The organism is Clostridium sp. C8, from assembly GCF_001010885.1.
GTDB lineage: Bacteria > Bacillota > Clostridia > Clostridiales > Clostridiaceae > Clostridium > Clostridium sartagoforme.
Window position 1 is genome coordinate 1 of record NZ_LBMX01000077.1, and the last position, 17,105, is coordinate 17,105.

Below are 17,105 nucleotides of genomic sequence, written 5' to 3' on the forward strand. Positions count from 1 at the left end.
ACTATATAGGGTCCATTTTAATAATGTAGTTTTTATATCATTATTTTTTTATTTTTTTGCATAAAAATTTGGATATATATAAGTTTGTATTCCCTTATCTTAAAGGGTCCATAAACTTGTATATATCCAATTGAAATATTAAAGAATAAATAATAAAAAAACTGCACTAAACAAAAAATTTAGTGCAGTTTCTTTATTATTTATTTAAAGCTTCCATTAAAGTTTCTAAGTTTAATCCATGTACCATTGCAGCATCTTCTATTGATTCTGCTTGAGCTGATGGGCATCCTATACATCCCATTCCAAAGCTCATTAAAATTTCTGGTGCATTTTCTTTTACTCTTATAACTTCTCCTATTGTCATATCCTTAGTTATCATATTAATCACCTTTCCTTGTATTATTTAAATTTACTATGCTTATATGTTTCAATTAATAATCTTTATTCTTACTGTCTTATAAAATTAACAACTATTAGTCTTATTTAATTAAAATAGCAAAATTGAAAGCATATATATCAATTTTAATCTATACTAAATATTAAATGCAATATTTTATCTTTAATTCTTCTAAAATAGCTAGATTTTCATCTTTCACATTGTTATTTTCATTTTCAAAGTTTAAACATTCTTCATTAATCAAATCAAAAGTTTCTTCTTTTAATCCTCTTTGTGCAAACTTATAAACTACCTTATCCTCTTTATCAATATGTCTTTCTAAAAGATTAGTATATGAAACTGCATTTGCTATTACATCCAACTTAGCTTCTTCATTCCCATTTTTTAAACCTTCTAATGCTTCTGTTAAACTAGCTATATATAATCTTCCAAGATCATGCTCTACAAGCATTCCATATTTAACTACTTTTTCTGCTGTTTCTCCAATTTCATCAACCATTCTATTAAACAGCATAACCTCTTCTTTTTTATGATGATGTGAATCTGCATAATTTTTTATGAAATGTATCATTCTATAAAAATCATCATAATTCAATTCCTCACCATTTAAGACAGACAAACAAGATTTTCTAACTATCTTTAACATTTGTTTAATGTTTTTATGTTCTTCCATCATTAATTCTATTGCATTCATTTTTTCAGCTCCCTATACTCTTTCTATTGAAAATTCATCATTTTCTAATAAAATATAGTTAAATTCCTTATTAGCCTCATTTACAAAAGACTTTATCCATAAGTTTCTTAAAGTATAAAAATAATTTACATCTCCACCTACAGAATCCCAAATGTTTTTATGAACACAAACTCTTCTTTTCCAAAGAACTTTATCTTCTTCTTGTATTAGTACTTCATTTACCCTATCACATGGCATTCCATCTAAAATATAATCATTTACTGCATTAAATATATCTACAGCATTATCTAAAGGTTTCATTTCTTCTTTTGCTTCTTTAGCTGCTTTTATACCTTGCTTTATATATAAATCTTCTAACTTAGTACCTGTGTTTTCTTTTTCTAAAACTTTAACTGTCCATGTTGCAAGTCTTCCTTCTGCTGAATGAATTTTACTTTGAAGCCATCCATGAATATTTGAAGTATCTATCATTTCTTCTAATGGAAGATTAGGTAATTTTTCTCCATGTTTACTATTTATTTCTTTTGATAATTCTTCTATATTTAAATTTTCATTTTTAGCAAGATTTATTATTTCTGCTTCAAGACCTTCAAACCAAACTATTTTATTAAATAACCAATAATGAATTTTTCCTAAATATAAGCTCATGCTTTTTCCTCCAATATCTATAACTTATTTATTAATGAAAGTGTATCATATAGTTATTTCTTTATCGGTAACCCTTGTTACACCTTGTATTGATTTTATATTTCATCTATAATTTTCAAATTTAACTCTTTTGCAAATTCTTCTCCTATATATCTATTTCTTAAATTTTTAGGATCATGTGCATCTACTCCTAATATTCTTTTTACATTATATTCCTTTGATAAAATCCAAAAATCTTTTATAGGATAATAATATCTTTCTCCTAAGTTATAGTTAATTTTCCCTCTTTTCATTCCATTTATGTTAATTTCAATTGGCATATTTAATTTTTCTGCTGCTTCTAGTATTCTTCTCGATGCCTTAATTGAATGTTCATCCCAGTTTCTATAAGATATTCCAAACAAATCAGGATGAGCTATATAAGCAAAATCTAAACCTTCCATAGATTTTATTACATGATCCACATAAACTTCTAATATCTCTGGAGTAAAATTAATATCTCCTACATATATCCATTCACCTTTATAAGGAAAAAAATGCACTCCTAATAATAAATAATCCACATTATATTTTTCCTTAAGCTCTTTATATAACCAGTGATACTCTTCAAAATATTCACATTCCATTGCTTTTTTAATAGAAATTTTATCTTTATATTTTTCTCTTGAAATATCTATTTCTTTAAAATATTCTTCTAATTGATCATAAGTCATTCTACTACAGTTATCTATATTCTTCCCTGGATGAGGTAGATGATCTGATATTCCTATTTCATCATATCCTTCTTTTATTGCTTCTCTTATATAATCCTCTACTGTTCCTACTGCATGATTACATCTATAATTATGTGTATGATAATTAGTTTTCATTTTTTTCACCTATCCTTTGATATTATCTCTTTAATTTATCACATACTTTATATAATAACATATATAAATTCTAACTTCTATTTTCTTACCCAAATGAAAAGGCTATCACAAACTAATTTATGATAGCAATTTCTACTATTTTATAAAAAATTCATTCTTATTCCTTGAACCTCTATTACTCTTTTAGTAATCATACTGTGAACAACCACAACTTCATCTCTTTCAGATATATAACAATAGTCTTTTACCTTAAAGGCTATTTCTTCTTCATTTTCATAATCAGTAATATAAACTTTATATACAGGTATATTAGTAGAGTTTTTTACTGTTTCCACAATACCAGTACATATACCACTAGTTTTTGTATATAATCCAAATATTGCTTCAAAAAAATATATTATGTCTGGAATAAATATTACTAAAACTATATAAAATTCCCTGGCAAAATGACCTGATATTATAAAAAACAGTGTTAATAGCTTTAGCCATTTTATTCTATCAACTCTATCCTTCCATTTAACCTTCATATGAGGAGAAAATTTCATATTAATTCTCCAAAAAAAGTTACTTTCTTTATCATAGCTTCCAGGATAATCATAGTCTCTTTTCCATTTTAATTGTCTATCAGTAAGTTTTAAAACAATTATTTTTCTTTCAATTATATAGGTTAAAATCAGAATAATTTCAGTTAATATTTCTACTCTAATTAAAATTAAATCTTTAAATATTACAGCTATTAATATACTGTATATAGCAAATAAGATGCATATTATTTTAAATATATTTGTTTTCTTTTTTATTTTTATAATTATTTCATGCTCTAAATTAAGTTTTAAATTATTTATAGAAAAAAAACCTAGTGTTATTATGGATAATATCATAATTATACTTATTGATTCAATATTAATGCTATAAAAAAACGAAATATTAATTCCCTTAAATCTAAGATAATAAGATATATTTCCTATAATACCTAAAAATATTCCTACAACTGCAAATATTCTTATATTTTCTAAACTTCTTCTTTCTGATCCCATAACACTTACTCCTTATTATAAAAGATCAATAATTTTTATAGTGTAAAAAAATAATTTCATTATTTACTTATATTATATTATAATAGTGTTAATTATTGTTATAAATTTATGTAAACGAGGTGTTTTTATTGAAGAATTTTATAGATCTAAGAAGTGATACTGTTACTAAACAACCTGAATTTATGAAAGAAGCTATGTTTAAAGCTGAAGTTGGTGATGATGTTTATGGAGATGATCCTACAATTATAAAACTCGAAAATCTTGCTGCTGAAATAATTGGAAAAGAAGCTGCTCTTTTTGTTCCTAGTGGTACATTTGGTAATCAGCTTGCATTATTTACTCATTGCAAAAGAGGTAGTGAAGTTATTTTAGCTGATTCTAATCATATAATTGCTCATGAAGTTGGAGCAAGTTCTATAATTGCTGGCGTTCAGCTACGATCAATAGATTCCAACAATGGAGTTATAAAACCAAATGAAATAGAAAAAAGAATTCGCTTTGAGGATGAAGATATTCACTTTCCTTCTACGTCTCTAATATGTGTTGAAAATGCTCATTCTAGTGGAAATGTTTTATCTTTAGGTGAAATGGATGAAATTTATACTGTAGCCAAAAAATATAATTTACCTGTCCACTTAGATGGAGCAAGAGTTTTTAATGCTTCAGCTTCATTAAATGTTGATGTAAAGGAAATTACTAAATATTGTGATTCAATTATGTTTTGTTTATCTAAGGGTTTATGCGCTCCTGTAGGTTCTGTTTTAGCTGGAAGTAAAGAATTTATAGCTAAAGCAAGAAAAAAGAGAAAACTTATGGGTGGTGGATTAAGACAAGCTGGATTCCTTGCTGCTGCAGGAATAGTTGCTCTTAATGATATGACTAAAAGATTAAATGAAGATCATGAAAATGCTAAACTTCTTGCAAGTGAATTAAATAAGCTTCCTGAAATTAATGTTAATCTTGATAATGTTAAAATAAATATGGTATTTTTTAGTTTTAAAGATAATAGCATAGATACTAAAAATTTAGTTAAGTTCTTTTTAGAAAATAATATTAAGATAAATGATGCTGAAAATGGACTTATGAGATTTGTAACTCATTATTGGGTTACTAAAGATGATATTTATAAAATTGTTAGTGTTTTAAAATCATTTTTATATGAGCAATAAATCTTAATAAATAAGTATAGGAAGCTAAATAATTTAGCTTCCTATACTTATACAATAATATATAAATACAATTATAATATAGAAATTTTTATACAAAATTAATTATATAGTTTTCTTCTAATTCTTTAATATATTTTTTAAATTCTATTAAGTTAATTTTTTTACTTTCTATTAAATATATATAGTCTAATAATTTAGGGTGAAATTTTAAATTTAATATTTCTTTACAAAAAGCATGAGCTGCAATTTCTCTTGTCTTAAGTATTGTAGCTTTTCTTTTAATTAGTCTCCCTAAAACTATTTCTATCTTATCAAGCTTATAATTAGTATTATCATTATTGCTATATTCCAAAAAATGGTAAAACTCGTGAGCTAAATGAATATTATATACTTCTTTTCTAGATATACTTAATCCATGCTTCTTTAAGGTTTCTATAATTTGATTTATAGAATTCTTATAAATTATTATTTGTTTTTCTTCTTTATCAAAAATTATTTCTCCTCTAATATCTAAATTCTTAGATTCACAGCATTCTTTAATTACTACTTCTACTCCATTATTTTTTAAAAGTGACTCTATGTCCTTGCCTTTATATTCATTTGCAAGATTTTTACCTATTTGAATTGCTTCATTAATATAATATTTTATTTTTTCATTGGGTATCTTATGGAATAATGAATCTTCCACAAGCTCTAACAAAGACAAAATTTCATCATTCAAAAAATATAAGTTTTTCATACATCACCTCTAATTTTCTTGAGTGGCTAATATTCCAATTTTAGTATTCTCACCTAAAAGTTCAATTTCAAGATTAGTTAATGTCAATAACTGATCCTTATTAATTACTCCAGATAAATCTATAAGTTTTTGATTAAAAATTATATATATTTTGGGAAGTTGTGCACCTGCATCTGTAAATAATGTATTTTCATCTATAAATTTATTATAGTTTTTATATAGCTCTTTCTTTGTGCAAAATAAAACTTTTCCCTTATCTTTTTGTAATCTAATTACTCCGTCTTCATCAAGGACTCTAATTTTTTCTTTCTTGCTAGATATAAATCCAAAAAGTTTTTTTGTAGTTTCAAAACATTTAAATATTATCCATCTTCCTGTTTCTCCAACTATTTGAATATTATCTTTTGATACTGATGTTGAATCACTAACAATACTTATGAGTTCATCCTTTGTCTTTTTATCTGCACCTAATTCCTTAGTCCTAAGTTCTGTTGCTCCTGTTGCTGAAGCTCTCAAAATATTTTTTTTAGCATCTACATCTACAGTAATTTCAACTGTATCTGGATTTGCTCCTGCTTTTACAACAGCTTCAAGAATATCCATTCTTATCTTTTTAATATCTTGTTCAGTGGGATTAATAACACTTCTTTCTATTTGCTCTCTAACCAAAGCTAATGCAACTCCTATAGTTGAAATATATGGTGCATTTTTGGCAATATTATATTTAACATTCATAATTTCTGAAAGATATGGTGTAACTATTGAAGCTGATCCTCCTCCACCCACAAGTTTTATTATAGATTTATTTAATTTATATTCTGTAATTAGCTCGTCTACTATTTTTTTCACTTTATTTATAGCTATGTTCATAACTGTTTTTGCTGCATCTTCTACAGACATATTGACTTCTTTTGCTATTACTTCCCATGCTTTTATTCCAGCCTCTATATTACCTCTGGCATAATCCTCTTTATCAACATAGCCTAATATATTGGCTGCTCCAGCTAATGTTAAGGCAAAACTTTTTCCATTATCACATTTAATTGCTACATAATTGCTTTTATCCTCTGGTCTAGGAGATATATAAATTAACTCTGGATTAGATATTTCCTCTGTATCAGCAAATATTTCGTATTCCTTATCTGCTATATGTGCACTTCTAGGTCCAACATCTACTATTTTATTATTTTCTATAATAATCATACTTCCGCCAGCGACCCCTAAGGTCCTAACATCTAGGGATTTTAAATAAAGTTTATGCCCTCCAACTTGAGAATTCCTTATCATTACTTTTCCATCTTTAATTACAGAAATATCAGTAGATGTTCCTCCAACTTCAAAAAATATTCCATCAGAAACTTTCTCATACATTAATGCTCCTGCAACTCCAGCAGCTAAACCTGATAACATTGTTAATATTGGTCTTTTTCTAACCTCATCTATGGTCATAACACCACCATCACATCTCATTATCATAAGAGGCTTTTTTATATTAGCATTCTTTACTGATGCTTCCGTCATATTTGCAGTTTCCATCATTTTAGGAATTAATGCACCATTTACTACAGATGTCCTAGTCCTAGCTCTCAATCCATATAATTGTGATATTTCATATCCTCCTGTTGCATACATTCTACTATTAAATGCTTCTTCAATTACAAGCTTTTCATTTTCTGGATTATCTACGGAATAGCTTTCTGATGCTACAATAACTTCTGCTCCCTCTTTCCTAAGTTCAGTTATTGAGTCTAAAATTGCTTTTTTAGATAAATGCCCTGAATCTATATATCTATGCTTTGTATATAGATATTTCCCTGGAGATAGCTCAATATTTTCTACTTTTGTTTCATTTTTAGCTCTTTCACCTTCTATTCCTTTTCCCATTCCAATTATACCAACTCTAGCTACATCACCCTCTAATAATGCATTAGTTGCTTGGGTAGTTCCATGTGCTATAAACACTACATCATTCGGAGAAATATTATTTTCTTCTAATACCTTTTTTATAACCTCTATAACTCCCTTGGCAACCCCTTCTTTTTCATGATGAGTGGTAGGTATTTTAGCTTTTCCTATTACCTCAAAACTATTATTATCTATAACAACAGCATCTGTAAATGTTCCTCCAACGTCTATTCCAATTCTTACCTTACTCATTTTCTTCCCCTCCTAATGCAATTCATTATCAAAGGTGCGTATTGAACGCACCTTTGATTTTGTTAAATACTTTATTTTATATATTTTTAAAATATCATTACAGCTGTATAAATTAATGATAAACAAGTAATTAATACTGTGTACGGTAATGTAGATTTTAAAACTGAATTAACATCTACTTTTGCAAAATCTGCAACAATTACATTGTGAGTATTAGTTGGATCTGATACTCCTTGTACTACTCCAGTAGATCTTAATGCCATTCCTATAGCTGCTGGACTTAATGTTCCTGCTGCTAACATAACATTTGCTATTCCAGAACCTAATCCATATAAGTTAAGAGGTCCTCTGTATAAAGCAAGTGGAGATGCTATTGTAAATATTATTATATATGGTATTGGAGATGTAGGTAATACTGAACCTATAAGTGGTTGCATTAATTGAATTGTAGCAGTAGCTGATACCCCATTTAATAAGATACCTATACCAATCATTAAGCCTATTACTCCTGCTACATCTTGTATCCCCTCTACAAGAGAGCTTGTCATAATTTGAACTATTTGTGATGGTTTCGTTACTAAAATTGTAAATAATACTGCAATTAATAATGAAAGTTCAGCACTGAATTTGAAGAAAAATACTAATAATATAGGCACTAATGGTGACAATAAAGCAAGTATATTTACATCATCTTGTGTCTTTGTTTCAAAGTTACTATTTGGCATTGCCCAAGTACTTCTTACACTTTTACCTTTTACGTTAACTAATATATATGCAGCAGTTACAATAATAGATATTATAGCTAAAACTAAAGATGTCGATTTTACAAGCTCCATATCCATTCCTATTGCATCAACATAAAATTGGTAGTTAGCAACATTAAATAATCCACCAAGGCCTAAGCCCATAAGAAAGGAACCAGCTGCAACTGTTGGCTTTATTCCAGCTGATAACATAAGTGGGATTACTATTGTTGCTACCATTATAACTGCTCCTGCTCCCCCTAATGCTGAAAATACTACTGCACAAGCAGCTGTTAAAATAAATGCAATTGCTAAAGGCTTATCTCCTGCAAGCTCTGCTGCCTTTCTAATTATAGTATTTGATACCCCTTGCTTTTGAATAACTTTTGCAAACATTGCCCCAAATATTGCAGCCATCATTGTACTTGCAAGTCTAACAGATCCCCCTCCAATTACATGAGCCATCAAAGTTTGGCCACCTTCTTCTTTTGGAGTCATAAATGGAACTCCTGCTATTACAGCTATTATAATTCCTAGTAGTGGTAATGCTAAAAGTGTCGGCAGTTTCTTAGATATCATAAGTACTGTTATTACAGCAAATACTAATAATATAAGGATAACTTGAATATTTAAAACTTCTCCCATTTTTCATTCCCCTTTTTTAATATTTTTATAATTGCACTTTTTAAATCTTGATAAAGAATCCAAAATTTTGTTGTTTTATATAAATTTATACTCTACTTCATATATCACCCTCCTTCTATTTTTATATATAATTAAAATGTTACCAAGTCATACTATTCAATAACTTGATTACTCTTTAATAAACCTTCTCTAAGTTCAAGATAACTTACTTCCCTAAAGCTTTTGCTATTTTTAATACAAATTCTTGCTGCAGTTCCAGCTGCTTGTCCTAAGGCCATACAAATTGGTGAAACTCTCATAGATGCTAAGGCTTCATGAGTTGTACTTATTGCCCTTCCTGTAACTATTAAATTGTCCATTGCTTTAGGTAATAAAGCCCTATATGGTATTCCATAATAATCACCCATTTTTATTTCCATTAAATCCAACTCTTTACCATCTGGATCATGAATATCTATTGGCCAACTTCCAAGAGCTACTGTATCTTCGAATATCCTCTTAGAAAAAATATCTTTTTCAGTTAATTGATATTCTCCAACTAATCTTCTAGTTTCTCTGACACCTATTTCATCACCTGATTGAACTAAAATTGAATCTTTGAATCCTGGTATATATTTTTTTAAAAAGTTATATATTTCAATAACCTGTCTTCTACCTTCTATAGTTGCTTCAGACAAATCAAAATTTCTAACAGATATTTTATTTATAACCCTACTCATATTTATAGCAACTTCGCCTCTTCTATTTAACTCAAAAAATAATACTCTATCTCTATTAATTGTAAAATCTCCATTTTCTGTAGCCTCTTTTATTTTAGAAAAGAAACCTGAAATTGCAATTCTCTTAGTCTCATAAAGACTTTTTATATTTTCCCCTAGCACAAACTCCTCTCTATTACTTTCAACATATTTAATAAGTTCATCTATATTAACATCACTTAATTTAAACATCATTGTCATAGGTTGACATTTACCATCCTTGTCCCTTCCTATCTTCATTTCATTTCCAGAAAGATAAGCTATTTCTCCATCTCCAGTAGCATCAACATAATATTTTGAATTTACTTTATATAACCCTGACCTAGTCTTTACTAGTATAGACTCTATAGTTTTCCCGTTAGTCTCCACATCTAATGCTTCAGTATGATATAAAATTTCTACTCCTGATTCTAATAAGTACTCTTGAGATACATATTTATAAACTTCTGTTTCTATTGGTGTAACTGTTGCTGCCACTCCAAGTGGATCCTCAATATGCCCTATTGTTCCCCCATTTTTTTTAACTCTTTCTATAAGCTCATTTGCATATCCCATTACAATTTGTTTTTTCCCAGCATGAAAAGTCATAAGAGGTATTACTAAAGCTTTAGTTGCACAGCCACCTAGGTATCCTCCTCTTTCTATTAAGATTACTTTATTACCTTCTGAAGCTGCTGCTTTTGCTGCAATAATACCAGATGGTCCCCCTCCTATAATCAAAATATCGCAACTTTTATTTCCTTTTACCCTCATATCATCTCTCCTTTAAATCAATATTCACTTCACATTTAACCTCAAATGTTCTATTCCAAGGTAATATTGCATTTACATTTATTCCTTCTATAAATCCCCTAGCCTCTAAGTAATTAACCTCACTTCTATAAAAATAATCATTAATGATTTTTATTAATTCTTCTTCAACGAATTTATCTATTTGGTTTACTCTTTTTTTCATGTTAAAAATACTTAAACCAGCTTTTAATACTTCTTTATTTGCTTCATTTCTAACATAACTCTGATACATAAAATCATCACAATATCTCTCTATTAAAAATTTTAAACTTTGTAAAGAATTATTAAAATCAATCATCCCTTTTGATGATAAGCTTGAAATTATATTTCCATGTGAAATTGTAGTACCCATTGCATTTCCAGCAGTATTCCAAGCTCCATAAGCTACTACCTTAAGTAATAAATCTTCTTCTTTTAATCTTGTTATAAGATAACCATCTCCACCATTTGCAAAAGATAAATCAGCAATTCCTACATTCTTTCCTAACTTAACATATCTTTTTATTCTTTCAATAAGCTCATCAATAGTATCGTTTTTATTGTAGTTTTCTGCCTTCCCTTCTGCCATATCTATATATGGAATATTTGGAGTTGTAACTGCAAGTATATAATCAGACTTATTAAAGTTATCTACAATTATTGCATTAGTACTCTTTAAGTGCTCAATTATATTTACATTCAAAGATCTATCTTCAAACTTTGGAATAATATCTCCTAAATTTTTATCATCAAAGTCTATATAAACTTTAGGATTATAATTTTCTATATCGTTTACATACCTACTAAGAAGAATTTGTCCAATTTCATCAGCACCTGGATAAACATATACTTTATCTTTTAAGTTATAATTATTTACCTTTTCATGTATCTTTTCATGCTCTATTAAATGAAGTCCATATTTAGAGCAATCCTCTTGTGATAGAATTAAAAAATCAATTATTTTATCTTTTACAAGATTTATAGCTTCCATATTAATTTTATGGTTTCTTTCTCTAGTCCTTAAATAAGTATTTAATACTTCTTGTGGTATTTCCAATTCTATTTGTTCTAAGTTACTTTTTAACTCAGTTTCATTTAATGATTCTACCTTATATCTTAACTCATTATATTTATTTATTTTATCCCACCATACTTGACTTTCATCACTGGATACAGATATAGATAATCTCATAATATTTGAAAAGGCATATATCTTTACTTTACTATTGTTCTTCTTATATTCTCTTAAATTATTTATTATTTTCATTGCATTATCAGCAGATCTTTTATCAGTTCTGGAAGCAACCAATCCTCCATATAAGAACATATCTAAGGATATTATTAATACATCCCCCTCTTCACAATTTAACCAATTTACTATTGATTCTACATTTCCTTCTTTTAAAAAGAAACCTAAATCTTCACTTTTAGGTGTTTTTATTTCTAATCCCCTTAGATTAGCTAACTGAATAACTAAATCTAAATTTACTGGTCTATCATCTAGTGGTATATATAAAACTTTATTATTCATATTTAATCCTCTTTTTTATTAAAATCATCTATAGCTTTTCTATATTTTAATGTAGCTTCATAAATTGATTCTTTTGTTTTACCAGTTACTATTGCTCCAATCATTAACCCATTTATACCAATCTGTTGTAATACTATGCTTTGTTCAGGTGTTATGCTCCTTTGAGTTGGTATTACTATAGGTTTAGAAGTAGCATCTCTAATTGATTTATACTGCAATAATTCTCTCACTGTTAATTCATTTCCGTAAGTAGATGGATCCATAATAGAACACTCTAATACATCTATAGGCAATTCATTATAAGCTTTTACATATTCTAATTTATATTCATTATCAATAGCCACCATCTTATCAATATCTTTATTAAATACTAATGGATTCATATGTTTGTCATATAATGAGATAAAGTTAAAACCTTCATCAATTATTCCATCTATTTCTGACATTGGTATTTTATCATGCCCTCCAGCAACAATTCCTATAGGTCTATCATACTTTTTACAAAGTAAAACTATCTCTTTAATATTCTTTAATTCTTCTTCTAGAGATCCAAACCTAGTTTTACTTGCTCTATGCTCCACATTAATATGGATTTTTAATATATCTGCTCCTGCTGATAATGCTGCTTCAGCAAATTCTAAATTATTTTCTGGAAGACTTACTATTAGGGATATTGATTCTGTCTTTAATATATTAATCAAATTCATACTAGACTTCCTTTCTACTTTTTATTTTTCTTTAATATAATTCTATCATCTAAAAATTACTAAATCAACACTTTTGGAGAATTTTTTCATTTTTTTTGAAATTTTTTTTCTTATTAAAAAAGAGTCTGATATTTCCTCAGACTCTTTTCTATTTATTTATTTATCTTTTATTCTTACACCTAAAGTTACACTAGCATTATCTACTGTAGAATTTTTAATCTTAATTATTACTTTTCCATTGCCTTTCTTTGTTCCAACTATGCTAGTAGAATTGCTTCCCATACTAAAAAATTCTTTATTAGATATATCTTCAATTTCCATCACGCCTAAAGATATCTCCTTATCTGCTCCCTTAATTTTAATATAATCTAATAAATTTATCTCTTCTCCTACTTTAAAGTCTATCTTTTTATTAGATATTTTCTCTATTTCAAATTGTCCTTCCATACCTTTAATAAAGTTTCCATCTAACAAAACATTAACCTTATCACTAAAGTCTGACTTTGTTAAATAATTATTTCTTAAATCTACTTTCTTCAAATTTTTTATAGCACTTATTTCCTTTGGTATTACAGTTAATCTGTTATTACTTGCAAAAATAAATCTTAATTCTGCGATATTTCCTATTGAACTTGGTATTTCTAACAATCCATTGTTACTAATATATAAACCTTGTAATCTTGATAAGTTTCCTAATTCCACTGGTATTTCTTCTAATTTGTTATCACTTAAGTTTATTCCAGTTAAAGTTACCATATTTCCTATACTATTAGGTAGTATTTTAATCTCATTACCATTTAACCCCAAATATGATATTACTTTCATTCCATTTATCTCTTCTTTAATTTCCTGTATCTTATTAAAAGAAAGATCTAAATGCTTAATATTTTCTATAATTGGAGTTGTAGTTAATTGATTTTTTGATAAATCTATATATTGTAATGAAGCTGGAATAAAATTCACATCTATTTCTTTTATATTATTTTTTGAAATATATAATGTCTTTAAACTAGTTAAAGTCGATAAATTAGGGAAGTTCTCTAAACTATTACTTTCTAAATGCATCTCCTTTAACGATGTTAAGTTATTTATATTTTCTGGTAATACTTCTATTTTGTTATTAGATAAATTTATTTCTGTTACCCTACTAAGATTAACTATATTATTTGGTAGACTTTTTAATTCATTATTATCTACACTTAAAGTATATAATTTTTTTAAATTACCTATACTTTCAGGTAGTGTTGTCAATTTATTTTTTCCAACTCTTAAATACATAAGCTCTGGAAAAGAACCTATATTGTTAGGTAATTCTGTTATATTATTATTAAAAAGATTTAATTCTCTCAACACCGGTAATGATACTATGTCACTTGGAAAGGTCGTTAACTCATTATCATAGGCAATTAATCTTATGAGTTTTTTAAGATTAGTTACTTCAGATGGTATTTCCTTTATTTTATTTTGTGAAATATCCAATCTATCTAAAGTTGTAATATTACCAATCTCCTTTGGAATAAATGTTAATAAATTTTGAGAAACATCAAACCAACGAAGCTTTTTCATATTTCCAATATATGATGGTAGCTCTTCTATTTTATTTCTTGAAATTATTAACTTATCTAAAGCCTCTAATTTAACTATTTCTTCTGGAATTACATTTATGTGATTCCCCTCCAAATTCACTTCAAATAAATTTGGTAAATAGGATATTCCTTCTATTGAATTAATCTGTTCCTCAACAGCAAATAAATACTTTACAGACTGCAATTTTCTTAAAGTAACTTTATTTGATTCTATATCTGGAATGGCTTGAGGGTTAGTATAAGTGGTAAATGTAACTGTCCTAATAATAACATTCCTAAAATTTTCATCTGGAAAGATTAGTTTCAATTCATTTTCATTTATTTCTCTATCAAAATCTTCTCCATTAATACTAATTGTTTCATTTTCATCTGCGTAAACAAATTTATTTTCAGAAAAAGATGCCAAAACCATACTTGATATTAATACAGCTGATAATGTAGCTATTTTCATTTTTAAATTCTTCCTCATATTACTCACCTCATTAAATTAATATTCTAATAGAATCTTAATATTTGTCCAATTTGCAACTGGTGATTCTTCAAAAGATGATGCGTGTCCATCAAAGCCTGTTAATCCCATTATTGTAGGAACATCCTGCCAATTGACTCCAAAATCTTCTGATATAACAAACCTAGTACTATTTTCAATGTCATTCTCTATATACTTAGGTTTTAAGTATTGGGAATAAAGAGGCGCTACTGCTTCTAAAATAGGATCAAAGGTTACTTCTCCATTTGGTGCATATTCTGGATTATAAAGATCTTCTTTATTTGATCCAATACTTGCTATTATTCCATAATGAGGCTGTTGTGAAAATGCTCCGTCTATAAATGCTTTTTGATCCACATTATATGCTAAGAACTTAGCATGATTAGCTGGTACTAATTGAATTCCTCCTGAATAATCAATATATTTTCCCCATCCTGATTTGCCAACCTTTGGAGAAGTAGATAAACAAATAACTCCTGGATGACTTGCTCTAAATGTTCCTACATGAGAATATTCACTTCCTCCAAATCTTCCTGTTCCTCTTACCCTTTGAATTATATCTGCTATATGTTTACTAGTTCCATCTCCATATTTAAGTAATACTCTTCCATTAGATTCTTTATATTCACCATTTACTGTATCTCCTGATGCCCAGTTTTCAATCTCAATACTGACTGGTGATCCAATATCTATTGATGGTTTACTTACTATTATTCTTAAATCTTTAGGTATTGGTTTGTCAAAACTACCATTATAATAATAATCAAGGGACTTCCATTCTTCATCGCTATCTAAAAATTGTACTGGATTACCAACAAATGCCCCACTATCTCCTCCGAAGATTTCACTTCCACCCAAAATATCTGTATAAATTATGCTATCAGTAAACTTCGCTGGATTATTAATTTCTGAATAAACGTAATCATCTTCTGTTCCTATAGTAAATTGCCTTGGCATCCAAACTCCTGCTGCTTCAATATCAGCTGGTGAAAGACTTGGTACTGATGCTTTAGTTATTTCAGCAGCTTTTATAGGATCATAACTTTCACTAGGTCCTACTCTTACATGAACATTATTTGAAGCAGTAGCTGTAATACCAGAATGACTTCCATCATTAGCTGCATCATAGTGAGATGCCCAAAAACCTGCTGAAGAAGTTGTTGGATATTTACCAGCTCTTATTACACTTCCCATTTTTCTTTTTGAACCATCAGGAAACTCTTGATAAATACTTCCCCCATCTTCATTTTGTATATATATAATATACATTAATTCTAAATTTGGAGTATTTTCTTCCCTTACTTCTTCTGGTATTCTACTATTTATACTATCAGCAACAATACTTCCCTTATACTTGTCAATAGAATTAGCATATACATTCCCTGAAAAAATTCCTAATACAACTAAAATCCCAATTAGAAAACTAATTATTTTTTTTGTAGACTTCTTCACTCTTCTCTCTCCTTTTTATAATTCTAATCATAATTTTTATATCTTTTGTATTATGATGCTTATAATTATGTCTACTATAAAATTAGTCTGCAGAACTAAAGTTATCTTTTTAATTTACATGTTTAATATATCTATATTATTTATTTAATGGTAACATTGTAAAACCTTTTCATCAATAGTATTTGAAAATATTTTTCTAATTATTTGAAAATATTTTTCTATTATTTTAGCTAAGTCATGTACCACCAGCTTAGCTGGTGGCTTGATTAAGCCCTATAAGGGCATGATACTGGCGGCACTACTCGTGCTCTGAATAACTGCCAATCGCAAAACAATTTCAGCTACCACCCTCATTGGGTGGTTTTTCTATTTGCTACCTTTTACTGGCGATCCCGTGAACGGGTCAATATATTCCTTCATACTAATTTGCTCTGCTATTTGATCTTCTTGTATTTGATTCTGAATATATTTTGTTATTGCAGTTTTATTTCTGCCTACCGTATCAACATGTAAATGTCAACCTCAAAATGTTGAAAAGTTCCAACATGAAAATGCATAATTATTTGATAGTTATTTGTTTTCTTGTTGGATCATTTCATATACATCTTTTGTTCTATAAGATGGCCCAACTATTTTAATAATATGAGCATGATGTAGAAGCCTATCAAGTATAGCATTCGCTAGCGTAGCATCTGAAAAAACATCTCCCCAT

15 protein-coding genes and 1 pseudogene are annotated in these 17,105 nt (G+C 28.0%); 1 reads left to right on the forward strand and 15 read right to left on the reverse strand.

Annotation, left to right across the window (positions count from 1 at the left end):
• Positions 1-196 precede the first annotated feature (196 nt).
• The 5 genes from AAT22_RS11245 to AAT22_RS11265 all read right to left on the reverse strand — a co-directional run bounded on the left by AAT22_RS11245 (position 197) and on the right by AAT22_RS11265 (position 3,645).
• Positions 197-379, reverse strand: a complete 183-nt coding sequence (locus AAT22_RS11245; RefSeq protein WP_016207297.1) for a DUF1858 domain-containing protein — start codon at positions 377-379, stop codon at positions 197-199.
• Between the two features lie 160 nt (positions 380-539).
• A complete protein-coding gene (locus AAT22_RS11250) occupies positions 540-1,091 on the reverse strand; it encodes a hemerythrin domain-containing protein (RefSeq protein ID WP_047001299.1) in 552 nt (183 codons plus the stop codon).
• A gap of 12 nt (positions 1,092-1,103) precedes the next feature.
• Complete coding sequence (locus AAT22_RS11255) at positions 1,104-1,739, reverse strand: hypothetical protein (RefSeq protein ID WP_047001300.1); 636 nt, start codon at positions 1,737-1,739, stop codon at positions 1,104-1,106.
• Between the two features lie 95 nt (positions 1,740-1,834).
• On the reverse strand, positions 1,835-2,608 hold the full coding sequence (locus tag AAT22_RS11260) for a histidinol-phosphatase (protein WP_047001301.1): 774 nt from the start codon (positions 2,606-2,608) through the stop codon (positions 1,835-1,837).
• A gap of 140 nt (positions 2,609-2,748) precedes the next feature.
• Positions 2,749-3,645, reverse strand: a complete 897-nt coding sequence (locus AAT22_RS11265; RefSeq protein ID WP_047001302.1) for a hypothetical protein — start codon at positions 3,643-3,645, stop codon at positions 2,749-2,751.
• 128 nt (positions 3,646-3,773) lie between these two features.
• Between AAT22_RS11265 and ltaE the strand changes: the two genes are divergently transcribed.
• The gene (gene ltaE, locus AAT22_RS11270; RefSeq protein WP_084820763.1) at positions 3,774-4,814 is read left to right on the forward strand and encodes a low-specificity L-threonine aldolase; all 1,041 of its coding nucleotides are present in this window, start codon (positions 3,774-3,776) and stop codon (positions 4,812-4,814) included.
• A gap of 88 nt (positions 4,815-4,902) precedes the next feature.
• Here the strand turns inward: ltaE and AAT22_RS11275 are convergent, their stop codons facing one another.
• The 10 genes and pseudogenes from AAT22_RS11275 to AAT22_RS11315 all read right to left on the reverse strand — a co-directional run.
• Complete coding sequence (locus tag AAT22_RS11275; RefSeq protein ID WP_047001303.1) at positions 4,903-5,553, reverse strand: hypothetical protein; 651 nt, start codon at positions 5,551-5,553, stop codon at positions 4,903-4,905.
• 9 nt (positions 5,554-5,562) lie between these two features.
• Positions 5,563-7,710: a hydantoinase/oxoprolinase family protein gene (locus AAT22_RS11280; protein ID WP_047001304.1), complete on the reverse strand. Its 2,148-nt coding sequence runs from the start codon at positions 7,708-7,710 to the stop codon at positions 5,563-5,565.
• Between the two features lie 86 nt (positions 7,711-7,796).
• Positions 7,797-9,098 carry a transporter gene (locus AAT22_RS11285; protein ID WP_047001305.1) on the reverse strand — a complete coding sequence of 434 codons (1,302 nt, stop codon included), beginning with the start codon at positions 9,096-9,098 and terminating at the stop codon, positions 7,797-7,799.
• A gap of 152 nt (positions 9,099-9,250) precedes the next feature.
• Positions 9,251-10,609, reverse strand: a complete 1,359-nt coding sequence (locus AAT22_RS11290; protein WP_047001306.1) for an FAD-dependent oxidoreductase — start codon at positions 10,607-10,609, stop codon at positions 9,251-9,253.
• Between the two features lies 1 nt (position 10,610).
• Complete coding sequence (locus AAT22_RS11295; RefSeq protein WP_047001307.1) at positions 10,611-12,158, reverse strand: DUF4127 family protein; 1,548 nt, start codon at positions 12,156-12,158, stop codon at positions 10,611-10,613.
• Positions 12,159-12,160: 2 nt separating this feature from the next.
• Positions 12,161-12,865, reverse strand: a complete 705-nt coding sequence (locus tag AAT22_RS11300; RefSeq protein WP_047001308.1) for a hypothetical protein — start codon at positions 12,863-12,865, stop codon at positions 12,161-12,163.
• Positions 12,866-13,021: 156 nt separating this feature from the next.
• Positions 13,022-14,920 carry a hypothetical protein gene (locus tag AAT22_RS11305; protein ID WP_047001309.1) on the reverse strand — a complete coding sequence of 633 codons (1,899 nt, stop codon included), beginning with the start codon at positions 14,918-14,920 and terminating at the stop codon, positions 13,022-13,024.
• 18 nt (positions 14,921-14,938) lie between these two features.
• Positions 14,939-16,393: a hypothetical protein gene (locus tag AAT22_RS11310; protein ID WP_052953953.1), complete on the reverse strand. Its 1,455-nt coding sequence runs from the start codon at positions 16,391-16,393 to the stop codon at positions 14,939-14,941.
• A gap of 366 nt (positions 16,394-16,759) precedes the next feature.
• Positions 16,760-16,903, reverse strand: a pseudogene (locus AAT22_RS19430) (IS200/IS605 family transposase); the annotation flags it as partial.
• Positions 16,904-16,963: 60 nt separating this feature from the next.
• Positions 16,964-17,105 (reverse strand): ATP-binding protein (locus AAT22_RS11315; RefSeq protein ID WP_047001310.1); only part of this gene is annotated, 142 nt, incomplete at its 5' end.